Origin of the sequence: Mycobacterium sp. KBS0706, from assembly GCF_005938675.2 — a bacterium.
Lineage (GTDB): Bacteria > Pseudomonadota > Alphaproteobacteria > DSM-16000 > Inquilinaceae > Inquilinus.
On record NZ_VCCH02000070.1, the window covers coordinates 14,106 to 27,267 of the forward strand.

Annotated in this window: 13 protein-coding genes; 8 read left to right on the forward strand and 5 right to left on the reverse strand. The window is 72.0% G+C overall.

What is annotated here, in order from left to right:
* Positions 1–51: 51 nt before the first annotated feature.
* The 3 genes from tam to FFK22_RS29460 all read left to right on the forward strand — a co-directional run bounded on the left by tam (position 52) and on the right by FFK22_RS29460 (position 1,891).
* Complete coding sequence (gene tam / locus FFK22_RS29455; RefSeq protein ID WP_138891520.1) at positions 52–843, forward strand: trans-aconitate 2-methyltransferase; 792 nt, start codon at positions 52–54, stop codon at positions 841–843.
* Between the two features lie 63 nt (positions 844–906).
* Positions 907–1,050, forward strand: a complete 144-nt coding sequence (locus tag FFK22_RS43270) for a hypothetical protein (RefSeq protein WP_186002721.1) — start codon at positions 907–909, stop codon at positions 1,048–1,050.
* A 31-nt stretch (positions 1,051–1,081) separates the two neighbouring features.
* Positions 1,082–1,891, forward strand: a complete 810-nt coding sequence (locus FFK22_RS29460; RefSeq protein ID WP_138891521.1) for an MBL fold metallo-hydrolase — start codon at positions 1,082–1,084, stop codon at positions 1,889–1,891.
* Between the two features lie 10 nt (positions 1,892–1,901).
* Here the strand turns inward: FFK22_RS29460 and FFK22_RS29465 are convergent, their stop codons facing one another.
* Genes FFK22_RS29465 through FFK22_RS29475 form a run of 3 tightly spaced genes read right to left on the reverse strand, consistent with a single transcriptional unit; the run spans position 1,902 to position 6,526 of the window.
* Positions 1,902–3,251 (reverse strand): sigma-54 dependent transcriptional regulator, encoded by a 1,350-nt coding sequence (locus FFK22_RS29465; RefSeq protein WP_138891522.1) that lies wholly within the window; start codon positions 3,249–3,251, stop codon positions 1,902–1,904.
* Positions 3,248–5,119 carry an ATP-binding protein gene (locus FFK22_RS29470; protein ID WP_138891523.1) on the reverse strand — a complete coding sequence of 624 codons (1,872 nt, stop codon included), beginning with the start codon at positions 5,117–5,119 and terminating at the stop codon, positions 3,248–3,250. The genes FFK22_RS29465 and FFK22_RS29470 overlap by 4 nt, the downstream gene beginning before the upstream one ends.
* Before the next feature lie 57 nt (positions 5,120–5,176).
* On the reverse strand, positions 5,177–6,526 hold the full coding sequence (locus tag FFK22_RS29475) for an MFS transporter (RefSeq protein WP_138891524.1): 1,350 nt from the start codon (positions 6,524–6,526) through the stop codon (positions 5,177–5,179).
* Positions 6,527–6,764: 238 nt separating this feature from the next.
* On the opposite strand from FFK22_RS29475, the gene FFK22_RS29480 reads away from it, so the two are divergent.
* From FFK22_RS29480 to FFK22_RS29495, 4 genes are all read left to right on the forward strand, one after another.
* Positions 6,765–7,469 carry an SDR family NAD(P)-dependent oxidoreductase gene (locus FFK22_RS29480; protein WP_186002722.1) on the forward strand — a complete coding sequence of 235 codons (705 nt, stop codon included), beginning with the start codon at positions 6,765–6,767 and terminating at the stop codon, positions 7,467–7,469.
* A gap of 122 nt (positions 7,470–7,591) precedes the next feature.
* Positions 7,592–8,164 (forward strand): fasciclin domain-containing protein, encoded by a 573-nt coding sequence (locus tag FFK22_RS29485; protein WP_138891526.1) that lies wholly within the window; start codon positions 7,592–7,594, stop codon positions 8,162–8,164.
* Positions 8,165–8,244: 80 nt separating this feature from the next.
* Complete coding sequence (locus FFK22_RS29490) at positions 8,245–8,805, forward strand: sigma-70 family RNA polymerase sigma factor (protein WP_138891527.1); 561 nt, start codon at positions 8,245–8,247, stop codon at positions 8,803–8,805.
* The gene (locus tag FFK22_RS29495; RefSeq protein WP_138891528.1) at positions 8,802–9,527 is read left to right on the forward strand and encodes an anti-sigma factor domain-containing protein; all 726 of its coding nucleotides are present in this window, start codon (positions 8,802–8,804) and stop codon (positions 9,525–9,527) included. Before FFK22_RS29490 ends, FFK22_RS29495 begins: the two co-directional genes overlap by 4 nt.
* Positions 9,528–9,556: 29 nt before the next feature.
* Here the strand turns inward: FFK22_RS29495 and FFK22_RS29500 are convergent, their stop codons facing one another.
* A complete protein-coding gene (locus FFK22_RS29500; protein ID WP_138891529.1) occupies positions 9,557–10,567 on the reverse strand; it encodes a hypothetical protein in 1,011 nt (336 codons plus the stop codon).
* A gap of 168 nt (positions 10,568–10,735) precedes the next feature.
* Between FFK22_RS29500 and mutL the strand changes: the two genes are divergently transcribed.
* A complete protein-coding gene (mutL, locus tag FFK22_RS29505) occupies positions 10,736–12,598 on the forward strand; it encodes a DNA mismatch repair endonuclease MutL (RefSeq protein WP_138891530.1) in 1,863 nt (620 codons plus the stop codon).
* 7 nt (positions 12,599–12,605) lie between these two features.
* Here mutL and FFK22_RS29510 read toward each other — a convergent pair whose 3' ends face one another.
* Positions 12,606–13,133: a GNAT family N-acetyltransferase gene (locus tag FFK22_RS29510; RefSeq protein ID WP_138891531.1), complete on the reverse strand. Its 528-nt coding sequence runs from the start codon at positions 13,131–13,133 to the stop codon at positions 12,606–12,608.
* Positions 13,134–13,162: the final 29 nt, after the last annotated feature.

The following is a 13,162-nucleotide window of genomic DNA, read 5'->3' on the forward strand; positions in this document are numbered from 1 at the left end:
ACGGCCGAGGCTCATCTCTAGGGCAATTCCCCCGCGAGCCGAGGACACGCCATGGCCGACTGGAACCCAGCCCTCTACCGCCGCTATGAGGACGAACGCACGCGCCCGGCCCGCGACCTGCTGGCCCGGGTCGAGCTCGACCCGCCGCAGGCCGGCCGGCCGCTGGTGGTCTACGATCTCGGCTGCGGCCCGGGCAATTCGACCGAGCTCTTGGTTGAGCGCTTCCCGGGGGCGGAGATCACCGGCATCGACAGCTCCGAGGCGATGCTGGCCGATGCCCGTGCGCGCCTGCCCGGCTGCGGTTTCGAGCGGCACGACGTCGCCGCATGGCAGCCGCCGCTGGCGCCCGACCTGATCTACGCCAACGCCACGCTGCAATGGGTGCCGGGGCATGAGACGCTGGTGCCGCGGCTGTTCGGCCTGCTGGCGCCCGGCGGCGTACTGGCGGTGCAGATGCCGGACAACCGCGAGGAGCCGACACACCGGCTGATGCGCGCGGTGGCGGGCGAGGGGCTGTGGAAGGAGACGATCGGCGAGGCCGCGCTGGTGCGCACGAAGATCCTGCCGCTCGAATCCTATTACGATCTGCTGGCGCCGCTCGCGGCCGAGACTGATGTCTGGCGCACCGCCTACCAGCACCGGATGGCGTCGCCGGAGGCGATCGTCGATTGGGTGCGCGGCACCGGCCTCCGGCCCTTCATCGACCCGCTGAGCGAGCACCAGCGCGCCGGCTTCCTGGCGGACTACACAAGCCGCATCGCCGAGGCCTACCGGCCGAAGGCGGATGGCAGGCTGCTGCTGGCCTTCCCGCGGCTTTTTGTCGTCGCCCGGAGCCCGCGCTAGGCCTTCCCGGCGTCGCGGCGGGACACCACATGGCAGGGACAGCCCACGACGATGGAGCCCGTCATGTCGATGACCCATCTCGCCGCGATCGGGTCGCTGCTCAGCGTCTTCCTCCTGCTCGCCGCGTGCCAAGGGATCGAGGTCAAGCCCGCCTCGCGTGGCGGCGGAGGCTCCAGCCTGGGTGCGGGCAGCAGCGGCCATGGTTGATGCCTCCGCGATCCGGTGACAGGATCGCGGCATGGCTTTCCATCTCTGTCGCACCTGCGGCACCCAATATCCCGACAGCCCGGCGCTGCCCGCCGCCTGCCCGATCTGCGAGGACGAGCGGCAATACGTGCCCGAATCCGGGCAGAGCTGGCTGACGCTGGACGAGTTGCGGCGCGATCACCGCAACAGCTTCACCGCGATCGAGCCCGGCCTCGACCAGGTCCTGGTCGAGCCGGAATTCGGCATCGGCGAGCGCGCCTTCCTGATCCGGCTGCCCGAAGGCGGCGTGGCGATGTGGGACTGCGTGGCGCTGCTCGACGACGCCACCGTGTCGGCGATCCGCGCGCTGGGCGGGCTCCGCGCCATCGCCATCTCGCATCCGCACTACTACACCACGATGGTGGACTGGGCGCACACCTTCGGCTGCCCGGTCCATCTCCATGCCGACGACCGGCAATGGGTGCAGCGGCCCGATCCGGCCCTGTCCTTCTGGTCGGGCGAGACCCTGGCGCTGGCCGACGGCCTCACCGCGATCCGCTGCGGCGGCCATTTCGCCGGCGCCTCGGTGCTGCACTGGGCGGCGGGGTCGGAAGGGCGCGGCGTGCTGTTCAGCGGCGACACCATCCAGGGCCTGCCGGACCGGCGCTGGGTCTCCTTCATGTACAGCTATCCGAACCTGATCCCGCTGTCCGCCCCGGCGGTGCGGCGCATCGCCGATGCGGTGGCGCCGTATGAGTTCGACCGGCTGTACGGCGCCTTCGTCGGTCGCCAGGTCAAGGCGGACGCCCGCGGCGCCGTGCTGCGCTCGGCCGAACGCTACATCCGGGCGATCCAGGGCTGAGGCGGGGGGATCAGCCGGAGGTATCGAGCTGGGAGCGGTCGATGCCCAGCCGCGCCATCTTCTCGTTCAGCGTCCGCCGCGGCAGGCCGAGGATCTCGAGCGCCGCGGCGACCGACCCGCTGCTCTCGCGCAGCGCTGCCAGGATCAAGGCGCGCTCATAGGCGGCGACGCGCTCGGCCAGCCCGCCGCCGGTGTCCGCCGCCGGGTTCAGGATGTCCCCCGCGCCGGCGCCCGACAGCCCCATCGCGAAGCGCTCGGCGGCGGCCTTCAACTCGCGCACATTGCCCGGCCAGCCATGGCCCAGCAGCGCCGCCACCTCGGCCGGCGACGGGCTGCGCCGATCCAGCCCCAGCCGCTCGGCGGCGGCGCCGGCGAAGCGGCCGAACAGCAGCAGCATGTCGTCGCCGCGGTCGCGCAGGGGCGGGATCTCGATCTCCACCCCGGCCAGCCGATAGAACAGATCCTCGCGGAAAGCGTCGGCCGCCACCCGCTCGCGCAGGTCCGCCTTGGCCGCGGCGACCACCCGGATGTCGACCGGGATCAGCCGGTTCGATCCCAGCCGCTCCACCACCCGCTCCTGCAGCACGCGCAGCAGCTTGGCCTGGACCGCGGGCGGCATGCTCTCGACCTCGTCGAGCAGCACGGTGCCGCCATCGGCATGCTCGAACTTGCCGACCCGGGCGGCGCGGGCGCCGGTGAAGGCGCCGGCCTCGTGGCCGAACAGCTCCCCTTCGATCATCTCGGCCGGAATCGCGGCGCAGTTGATGGCGACGAAGGGCCGGTCGCGGCGCGGGCCGAACTCGTGCAGCGCCCGTGCCACCACCTCCTTGCCCGTGCCGGTCTCGCCGCGCACCACGACGTCGACCGGCAGCGTCGCCAGCTCGGCCACCAGCCGGCGCAGGCGACGCATCGCCGGGGCGTCGCCGACCAGCGTGCCGGCCAGCGCGTCGTCCAGCCTCGTCTCCAGCTCGCCCACCCGGCGCCGCAGCCGGTGCTGCGACGCGGCGTTGCGCAGCACTACGGCCAGGTGGTCGGGCTCATAGGGCTTGGTCATGAAGTCGAAGGCGCCGGCCTGCAGCGCCGCCACCGCCATCGGCACGTCGCCATGCCCGGTCAGCAGCACCACCGGCAGGCCCGGCTGCTCGGCCGCCAGCCGGCGCTGCAGCTCGAGCCCGCTCTCGCCCGGCATGCGGACATCGGTCAGCACCGCGTCGGGGGCGAAGCCGTCGATCCGGCGCAGCGCCTCGGCCGCCGAGCGCGCAGTCTCGACCATGAAGCCGCACAGGCCCAGCCATTGCTCGATCGACCCGGCGACCGACGCGTCGTCCTCGACCACCAGGATGCGATGGGCTTCGGTCATTCGGCGACGGCCTTGGCGGGTTCGGCGAGCGGCAGCGTGACCAGGAAGGCGGTGCCGCCGAGGTCGGACGGGCGATGGCTGATGCCGCCGCCATGGTCGCGGACGATGCGGTAGACGGTGGCGAGGCCGAGGCCCAGCCCGTCGCCGGCCTCCTTGGTGGTGACGAAGGGCTCGAACAGCCGGTCGCGCACCGCCGGGTCGATGCCCGCACCGGAATCCTCGACCGTCAGCCGCGCTGTGCCGCCGCTGGTCTCGACCGTTGCCCGGATCCGCCGCTTCCCGCGGTCGCGGACCGCGTCGATCGCGTTGCTCACCAGGTTCATCACCACCTGGTCCAGCCTCCCGGCTTCGCCCATCACCACCGCCGGGCCGTCGCCGCTTCGCTCGATTGCGATGCCGAGATCGGCCAGGCGATAGGCCAGAAGGCGCAGCACGCCGTCGAGCACGGCGGCCAGGTCGACCGGGGCGGCATCGTGCCCGTCGCGCCGGGCCAGGCGCTTCAGCTGGCCGGTCAGACCGGCGACGCGGTCGACCGCCTGGGCCATGACGTCGATGTTCGCCGCCACCTTCCCGGTCTCGCCGCGGCCGGACAGCAGGCGGGTGCTGGCCAGATAGGTCTTCAGCGCCGCCAGCGGCTGGTTGATCTCATGCGCCAGCCCGGCGAAGGCCTGGCCCAGCGCGGCCAGCTTGGCGGCCTGCACCAGGTCGTCCCGGGTGCGGTGCAACTCCGCCTCGGCGCGGCGGCGCTCCTCGATCTCGTCCTCCAGCTGGCGGTTGGCGGCGGTCAGCGCCTCGGTCCGCTCGGCCACGCGGTGCTCCAGCTCGTCCTTGGACCGGCGCTCGGCGATCCGGGCCCGTCGCCGGGCGCGCCACAGCACCGCGGCCAGCACCACCACGATGACGGCCAGCCCGGCCGCCGCGGCGGCGACCAGGGCGTTGGTCCGGGCCGGGGCCGGATCGGCCATGGCGATCAGCGACCAGCCATGGTCTGGCAGCGGCAGGGTGAACAGCAGCAGGTCGCCGCCGGTGCCGGGGTCCAGCAACTGAACGGACCGGCCCTGGTCGTCAGTCTCCGCCCGGCCGGCGGCCCCCGTCCGGCTGTGGAAGATCGGCCGGGTGACCGAGGGCAGCCCGGCATAGCGCCGCTCCGCCAGGATCGAGGCCTGGGCGCGGTCGTCGAGGGCGAAGAGCGGCCGGTAGCGCCAGCCCGGCCGGGCGGCCAGGAACAGGATGCCGTCGGCGTCGGCGATCCCCAGCGTGGCGTCGGCCCCGGCCCATTCGCGCTCCAGCCCGGTCAGATCGACCTTGACCACGGCGATGCCGGCCGGCTCCGGCTGCCCGCTCGGTCCCGGCGCGTCGATCCGGCTGGACAGGAAATAGCCCGGCTGCCCGGTGGTGGTGCCGATGCCGTAGAAGCTGCCCTCACCCGTCGCCATCGACTCCTGGTAGTAGGGCCGATAAGCGTACCTGTGGCCGATGAAGCTGCCGGGCGTGTCCCAGTTGCTGGCGGCGATCGCCGTGCCGCCGCGGTCGAGGACGTACAGCGCCGCCGCCCCCGCCGCTTCGTTGATCGCCTGCAGGTGGCGGTTGGCTGTATCGATCGCCGCCGGACCGGGCGGCGTGCCGTACAGGGCGCGGATCTGCGGCGTCTGGCCGATCACCTGCGGCAGGTAGCGGAACCGGCCGATCGCGGCCTCGACGCTGGCGGCCGCCAGGGTCAGCCGCTCCCGCGCCTGGCCTTCCAGCGCCGCGAGCCCGTCGCGCAGCACCCAGCCCTGCACCGCCAGCGACAGGCCGGCCGCCGCCACGCCGACGGCGGCGAAGAGCAGGATCCGGCCCCGGCGGGCGGTCAGGCGGGACGGGTGCATGGCGATGCGCAACGGTTTCCAGGCCCCGCCATGCCGCGCGGCGGGGCCTGGACCCTATTACGGCTGCGCGCCGTCGTCGATCTTCGAGGCCGACTTGGTGTCGCGCATGAAGGCGTAGACCAGCAGCGAGCACAGGATGCAGCCGGTCACGTACCAGTAGAACCAGCTCTCATGGCCGATGTCCTTGAACCACAGCGCGATGTATTCGGCGGTGCCGCCGAAGATCGACACGGTCAGGGCATAGGGCAGGCCGACTCCCAGCGCCCGCACCTCGGTCGGGAACAGCTCGGCCTTCACCACCGCGTTGATCGAGGTGTAGCCGGAGACGATGACCAGCGCCGCCACGATCAGGCCGAAGGCGGCGACCGCGTCCGTCGTCTGCGCCAGGGTCGACAGGATCGGCACGGTGCAGACCGTGCCCAGCACGCCGAAGCCGATCAGCAGCGGTCGCCGGCCGATCCGGTCGGAGACGGCGCCGACCACCGGCTGCAGGCACATGAACAGGAACAGCGCCGCGGCCGAGACCAGGGTCGAGTCCGACTTGCTCATGCCGACGGTGTTGACCAGGAACTTCTGCATGTAGGTGGTGTAGGTGTAGAAGGCGACCGTGCCGCCCAGGGTCAGCCCGACCACGATCATGATCTCGCGCGGATGGCGCAGCAGGGCGCGCAGCAGGCTTTCGCTGCGCGGCGTGCGCTTGGACTTGGTGTAGGCCTCGGTCTCCACCAGGTTGCGGCGCAGATACAGCGCCACCACGGCGCAGATCGCGCCGATGAAGAACGGGATGCGCCAGCCCCAGGCCTCCAGCTGCTCCGGCGTCAGCAGCAGCTGCTGCAGCGCGATCAGCACCGCCAGCGCCAGCAGCTGCCCCATGATCAGGGTGACGTATTGGAAGCTGGAGTAGAAGCCGCGGTGGCGCTGCGTCGCCATCTCCGACAGATAGGTGGCGCTGGCACCGTATTCGCCGCCGACGCTCAGGCCCTGCAGCAGCCGGGCCAGCACCAGCAGCACCGGCGCGGCGACGCCGATGGTCTGGTAGGTCGGGGTCAGGGCGATGATCAGCGACCCGGCGCACATCACCATCACCGACAGGGTCAGCGCCGCCTTGCGGCCGTGCTTGTCGGCATAGATGCCCATCAGCCAGCCGCCGATCGGCCGCATCAGGAAGCCGATGGCGAAGATCGCGGCGGTGTTCAGCAGCTGCGCGGTGGTGTCGCCGGCCGGGAAGAAGGCCTTGGCGAAGTACAGCGAGAAGGCGGCGTAGATGTACCAGTCGTACCACTCGACCAGGTTGCCGACCGAACCGCCGAAGATCGACACGATCCTCTGGCGCGCGCCGACCGGCTGGGCGGCGGCGGGCGCGGGACGGAATCGGCGCTGGCCGAGACCGGAAACGGCGTCTTCCATGAGCATCTCCCCGAACGGGTTTCTTGGACCGGCCGCGACACGCGGCTGCCGGGAGAGGTGCAAGTGGGATGCCAGAGCCATGAACGGCTGGTTTCAGCCGTTCTGCGGGACCGGATCGGCAGATTTCCGCCGATTCGCGCGGACCGGTCGGCGATGATCCGCCGAGGCCGCAGCGGCTTGCCCCTGCGGCCGCTTCGCCGCATCCTGCCCCGCTACATCGGACATAAGAGGAATGGGCATGGCTCGCAGGATCGTGATCACCGGCGCCGGGGCGGGGCTGGGGCTGGAGCTGACGCGGTGGTACGCGGCACGCGGCGACACCGTGATCGGCGTGGTCCGCAGCGACGCCGCCGATTTCACGGCGGCGGCCGGGCCGGAGGGCATCCTGGTGCGCGGCGACGTCACCGACCAGGCCTGCGCCGACCGGCTGCGCCAGGTGCTGGCGGAGCGGGCGCCGGCGGTGGACATCCTCTACAACAACGCCGGCATGTCCGGGCGCGGCGCCCAGCTGGCCGGCATCCGGATCGAGGATGTGCAGCAGGCGCTCGACGTCCATTGCCTCGCCGCGCTGCGCATCAGCCAGGCGGCGATCGATGCCCTGCTGGCGGCGGAGCGGCCGGCCATCGTCAATGTCAGCAGCCGGCTCGGTTCGATCGGCCGGGTCGCGGCCGGCGATTTCGACCATCTCGGCATCGCCTATGCCACCCGCGTCTCCAAGGCGGCGCAGAACATGCTGACCGCCTGCCTCGCCCGCGAATTCGGGCCGCGCGGCCTCGCCGTCTACGCCGTCCATCCCGGCCGGATCCGCACCAGGATGGCCAGCGCCGACGCCGATCTCGAGGCGCCGGAGGCGGCGGCGCGGCTGGCCGGCTGGGTCGACCGTATCCGCCCGGACCGGCAGATCTTCTACGGTGAGCCGGAGCTCGGCACGTTCCCCTGGTAGCCTGGCCCCTGGTAATCCAAACGCATTTTTCCGGCCCGGTCCTGAAACTTTGCCGGCGGGCGATCCGTAAAGCCCTCCCGTCCCGAGATATCGGCGACAAACCAGGAATGGGAGAACCCGAAATGCGTGCCGATCAATACCTCTCCACCGTGTTCGGCGCCTGCCTCGCCCTTGTCGCGGCCGGTGCCCTGACCGGCCCGGCCTTCGCGGAAACCACCGTGATGGTCGGCGGCGCGGCGATGTACCCGAGCAAGACCATCGTCGAGAACGCGGTCAATTCGAAGGACCACACCACCCTGGTCGCGGCGGTCAAGGCGGCCGGACTGGTCGACACCCTCAGCGGCGCCGGCCCGTTCACCGTCTTCGCCCCGACCAACGCCGCCTTCGGCAAGCTGCCCAAGGGCACGGTCGAGACGCTGGTCATGCCCGAGAACAAGGCGATGCTGACCGAGATCCTGACCTATCACGTCGTGCCCGGGCGACTGACCGCGGCCGACCTGGCGAAGGCGGTCAAGGCCGGCCATGGCAAGGCCATGCTGAAGACGGTGGAGGGCGAAAGTCTGACCGTCGAGTGGAAGCATGAGCGGTTCGAGGTGGTCGACGCCAAGGGCGCCACCGCCTGGGTGACCATCCCCGACGTGCTGCAGTCGAACGGCGTGATCCATGTCGTCGACACCGTGCTGATGCCGATGTGATCGCCGAGGGAACAGGCGATTTCGCGTCCGCCTGCCGGGGCTCTGCTGCTAGAGTCCCGGCGCCCTTGCTGCGGGGACCGATGCCGGCTGAGGACGACGAGGAGCTGATCCGGATGCTGCAGGCGACCGGCCGCGGGGACCGGCGCGCGTTCAAGGCCGTCTATGACCGGACCGCGCCGCTGCTGTTCGGCATTGTCCTCCGCATCCTGCGCAACCGGGCGACGGCGGAGGAGGTGCTGCAGGATGCCTATCTCCGCATCTGGCGCGGCGCCGCGTCCTACTCGGCCGGCAGCGGATCGCCGTTGGGCTGGATGGCGGCGATCGCCCGCAACCGCGCCATCGACGTCGCCCGGCAGCGCCGCGAGGTGCTGGTCGAGCCTGACGAGGACGGCCGCGACTGGCTGGAATCGATCCCCGATTCGCGGGCCGAAGGCGCCGGCTTCGTCGCCCTGCGCCAGCTCGGCCACTGCCTCGGCCTGCTCGAAGACAGCCACCGCAGCTGCGTGCTGCTGGCCTATTACGAAGGCTATTCCCGCGAGGAGCTGGCGGCCCGCTTCGACCGCCCGGTCAACACCATCAAGACTTGGCTGCACCGCGGGCTGGCCGCGCTGCGGCAGTGCATGGACGGAGCCGGACCGTGACCGAGGAAGAGGCCGCCCGGATCGCCGAATATGTCCTCGGAACTCTGCCGCCTGAAGATCGAGCCGCGTTCGAGCGGGAGCTGGCGGCCGACCCGGCACTGAAGGCCGAGGTCACGGCCTGGGAGCGGCGCCTGGCCGGGCTGGCGGCGCAGGTGCCGCCGGTCGAGCCCGGGCCTCAGGTCTGGGCGACGCTGGAGCGCGCGATCGGACCGGAAGCGCCGGCCGCGCCCGCCGGCCCGGCCGTGCTGCAGCGCTCCGCCGAGGCGCGTCTCCTCCGGTCCCGCGCCCGCTGGCGCAGCGCGGCCCTGGCGGCCGGCGCCCTGGCCGCCGGCCTCGCTGCCTTCCTCCTGCTGCCCCGTTCCGAGCTGCCGGCCCGGCCGGACAGCTATGTCGCGGTGGTCAATCGCGGCGGCGACCTGCCGGCGCTGATTGTCCGGGTCGACACCCGCGCCGGATTGGTCCAGGTCCGGCCGGTGCGGGCCGAGGTGCCGGCCGACCGCAGCCTCGAGCTGTGGTTCGTCGCCGCCGGCGCCGCGCCGCGCTCGCTCGGTCTGATCGATGCCGACGACCGGAAGCGCCTGGCCATCCCCGAGGCGTTGCGCGGCACCGCCCTCGGCGGTGGCACGCTGGCGGTCAGCGTCGAGCCGGCCGGCGGCTCGCCGACCGGGGCCCCGACCGGGCCGGTGGTCTATTCCGGCACCTTGATCGACGATCCGTCCTGACCGCCGCGATTCCGGTCCGAAGCGGTCCGCTACCGCAGCGGCGCCTCGTAGGGGTGGTAATAACCCGCCTCCTGCGTCGACAGGGCCAGGACCTCGCCGTTCCGGAAGATCAGGGTGACGCCGTGCTCCTGCTCCCAGGGCGGATACAGCACCAGGCTCGAGAAGCGGCTCCGCCACCGGTCGGTGTCGGAGATGCTCAGGAAACGGATGTCGGTGGCGGCGAAGGCCGCGTCCGCATCCGGCAACTCGAACGGGTCGTCGGCATCGTCGGCGCCGTAATCGATCTCCGCGGCCGACTTGCGGTAATCGGCATAGAGGAGATCCTTGATCCGCGGCAGCAGGTCCCGCGGCAGCCGGACGAAGTCGAGCAGCGTCTCGATCTGCTTGGCGTCGACCGCGGCCTGACCGTCGTTGAGGAAGATCTCGACCTTCACGTCGCGATCGAGCAGATCGGAGCGCACGGTGAGGGCGTTCTCCGTGACGGTGACAACAGGTGCGGGCGCCGCCTTCCGGGCGGCCTGCCGCGACGCCGCCGCGCTGTCCATCGCCCGTTGGAACTCGGCCTCACGCGCGGCCAGGATCTCCGCGAAGCTCCGCTCCGGCGGCCGGAGTCGGAACGAGGCGAGCGCGGCCTCGAACGCCTTCACCGTCGTCTCCGCCTCTTCGTCGTCGAACGTAGCCTCGGCCCGGTACAGAAACCTCGGGTCGGGCGGCACGAGGATGACGATATGGCGATGCGAGGGGGGATCGTTCTCTCCGTCCGGGTAACTTCGGAGCACGATGTAGGTTCCCGGCAGGCCGTCGGCATCAAAGGCGCGGCGCTCGACGATCGCCTGCCCCTCGACCAGCCGTGCCGCCTCGCCCTCGATCCTCGCCGCAGCATCGCCCTCCACCTTGGATTCGGTCGAGCAGATCGAGAGTTCCGGCGATGTCACCGTCTGGGTGAAGGGCTTGGCCGTGACCACCTCATGCCAGTTCACGAGCCGGGGAAACGCATCGTCGATGTCGATCTCGAAGCTGTTGGCGATGACGTGCTGCATCTTCTCTCCCCGCGGCTGGTCTCGCGCAGCCGGTAGGATTGTCTGCGCGACGAAGGACATCCTGCCTTCAGCCTGCACGGTCTGACAGCCCTTGAATGCGATTTCGGCCACGAAGCCATTTCCCGCGGCCGGGTGACACGACTGGGGTCCCCCTTTAGAATCGGCGGCATGACCATCGACTCCCTGCGCACCATCCGCCGCCTGCCGCCGACCCTGGTCAACCAGATCGCCGCCGGCGAGGTGATCGAACGCCCGGCCGCGGCGGTGAAGGAGCTGGTGGAGAACGCGATCGACGCCGGCGCCCGCCGCATCGACGTGGCGCTGCGCGATGGCGGCCGCAGCCTGATCTCCGTCGTCGATGACGGCGCCGGCATGGATCCGGAGGAACTGGTGCTGGCGATCGAGCGCCACGCCACCTCGAAGCTGCCCGACGACGACCTGGTGCGGATCTCGACCCTGGGCTTCCGCGGCGAGGCGCTGCCCTCGATCGGCGCCGTGTCCCGCCTCTTCATCGCCAGCCGGCCGAGACATGCCGCCGAGGGCTGGAGCCTGTCGGTCGAAGGCGGGGCGGTGGCCGCGCCGGTGCCGGCGGCGCTGAACCAGGGCACCCGGGTCGAGGTGCGCGACTTGTTCTACGCCACCCCGGCGCGGTTGAAGTTCCTGAAGGGCGAGCGGGCCGAGACCCAGGCCGCGGTCGACATGGTCGAGCGCTTGGCCATGGCCCATCCGACCCTCAGCTTCTCCGTGTCCGACGCCAGCCGCACCCTGTTGCGGCTGGAGGCGGCGCAGGGCGAGCTGTTCGACGCCCGCCTGGCCCGCGTCGGCGCCGTGCTGGGCGGTGCCTTCGCCGAGAACGCCCTGCCGATCGAGGCGCAGCGCGAGTCGGTGCGCCTGACCGGCCATGCCGCGCTGCCGACCCTGAATCGCGGCACCGCCCAGGCGCAGTACCTGTTCGTCAACGGCCGGCCGGTGCGCGACCGGCTGCTGCTCGGCGCCATCCGCGGCGCCTATGCCGATGTGCTGCCGCGCGACCGCCACCCGGTGCTGGCGCTGTATCTCGAGCTGCCGCCGGAGGAGGTCGATGTCAACGTCCACCCGACCAAGGCCGAGGTGCGGTTCCGCGACCCGGCGCTGGTGCGTGGGCTGATCGTCAGCGCCCTGCGCCACGCCATCGCCGCCGCCGGCCACCGCGCCTCGACCAGCGTCGGAGCCGACACGCTGGCCGCCTTCGCGACCCAGGGCGGAGGGGCGCCGGGCGGGCCGGCGCCGATGCAGGCCCCGCTGTCCCGGTTCAGCGGCCAGGTCTCACCCTCCTGGTTCCAGACCCGCGGCCCGGTGCGGCCGCCCGCCGGCCTGGCCGAGGCGGCCGCCGCCTGGCAGGCGCCGATCGCCGCCGACCTGGCCCGGCCCTCCGCCAGGGCCGAGGCCGCGGTGGAGGAGCCGGCGCCGGACCACCCGCTGGGCGCCGCCCGGGCCCAGGTCCACGCCACCTACATCGTCGCCCAGACCGGCGACGGCCTGGTCATCGTCGACCAGCATGCGGCGCATGAGCGCATCGTCTATGAGCGGATGAAGGCCGAGCTGCTGTCCGGCACGGTCAAGAGCCAGGGCCTGCTGCTGCCGGTGGTGGTGGAGCTGAACGAGGCCTCGGTCGACCGCCTCGCCGCCCGCCAGGCCGAGCTGGCGGAGCTGGGGCTGGAGCTCGAGCCCTTCGGCCCCGGCGCCGTGGTGGTGCGCGGCGTGCCGGCCCTGCTCGGCCAGTCCGACGTGCCCGGCCTGGTGCAGGACCTCGCCGACGCCCTGGCGGAGTGGGACGACGCAAGGCCGCTGACCGAGCGCCTGGCCCATGTCTGCGCCACCATGGCCTGCCACGGCAGCGTCCGCGCCGGCCGCCGCCTGAACGCGGCCGAGATGGACGCGCTGCTGCGCAGCATGGAGGCCACGCCCAATGCCGGCCAGTGCAACCACGGCCGGCCGACCTATGTCGAGCTGAAGCTGTCCGATATCGAGAAGCTGTTCCAGCGGCGCTGAGCCACGGTCACGGCCCGCAGGCGGCTTCCAGCACCGCGAGGTCGTCCCAGGTGACCGGGAACACCGGGGTCGGGTGGCCGCCGATCGGCTCGAGGAACAGCTCGCCCTTCATCCCGCCGAGCCGCCGGTAGAAGCCGCGGGCGCCGTGATTGCCCTCGATCACCTCCAGGAAGGCGGCCTCGAAGCCCAGGCCCCGCAGCTCGGCCGCGGCCCGGCCCATCAGGCGCCGCCCGATGCCGCCGCCGCGCTGCCCGGGCGCGACATGCAGGTTGTCGATCAGCGCCAGCCGAGTGGTGCTCGGCCAGGCCGCAACGAAGCCGGCGATTCCGTCCGGCGCCATGGCGACCAGGATCACCCGGCGCGGCTCGTCCTTGCTGAACGTCCTGCCCCAGCGCGCCGCCAGCTCTCCGGCGGCCGGCCCGTCCAGGTAGCTGTCGGGCAGCAGCCCGCGATAGGCGCTGCGCCAGCTGCGCTGGTGCAGACCGGCGATCGCCGCGGCATCCGCAGCCGTCGCCGGCCGGATCTCGATGGTCATGGCGACCTCCCGCGAGAGCATAGCCCGGT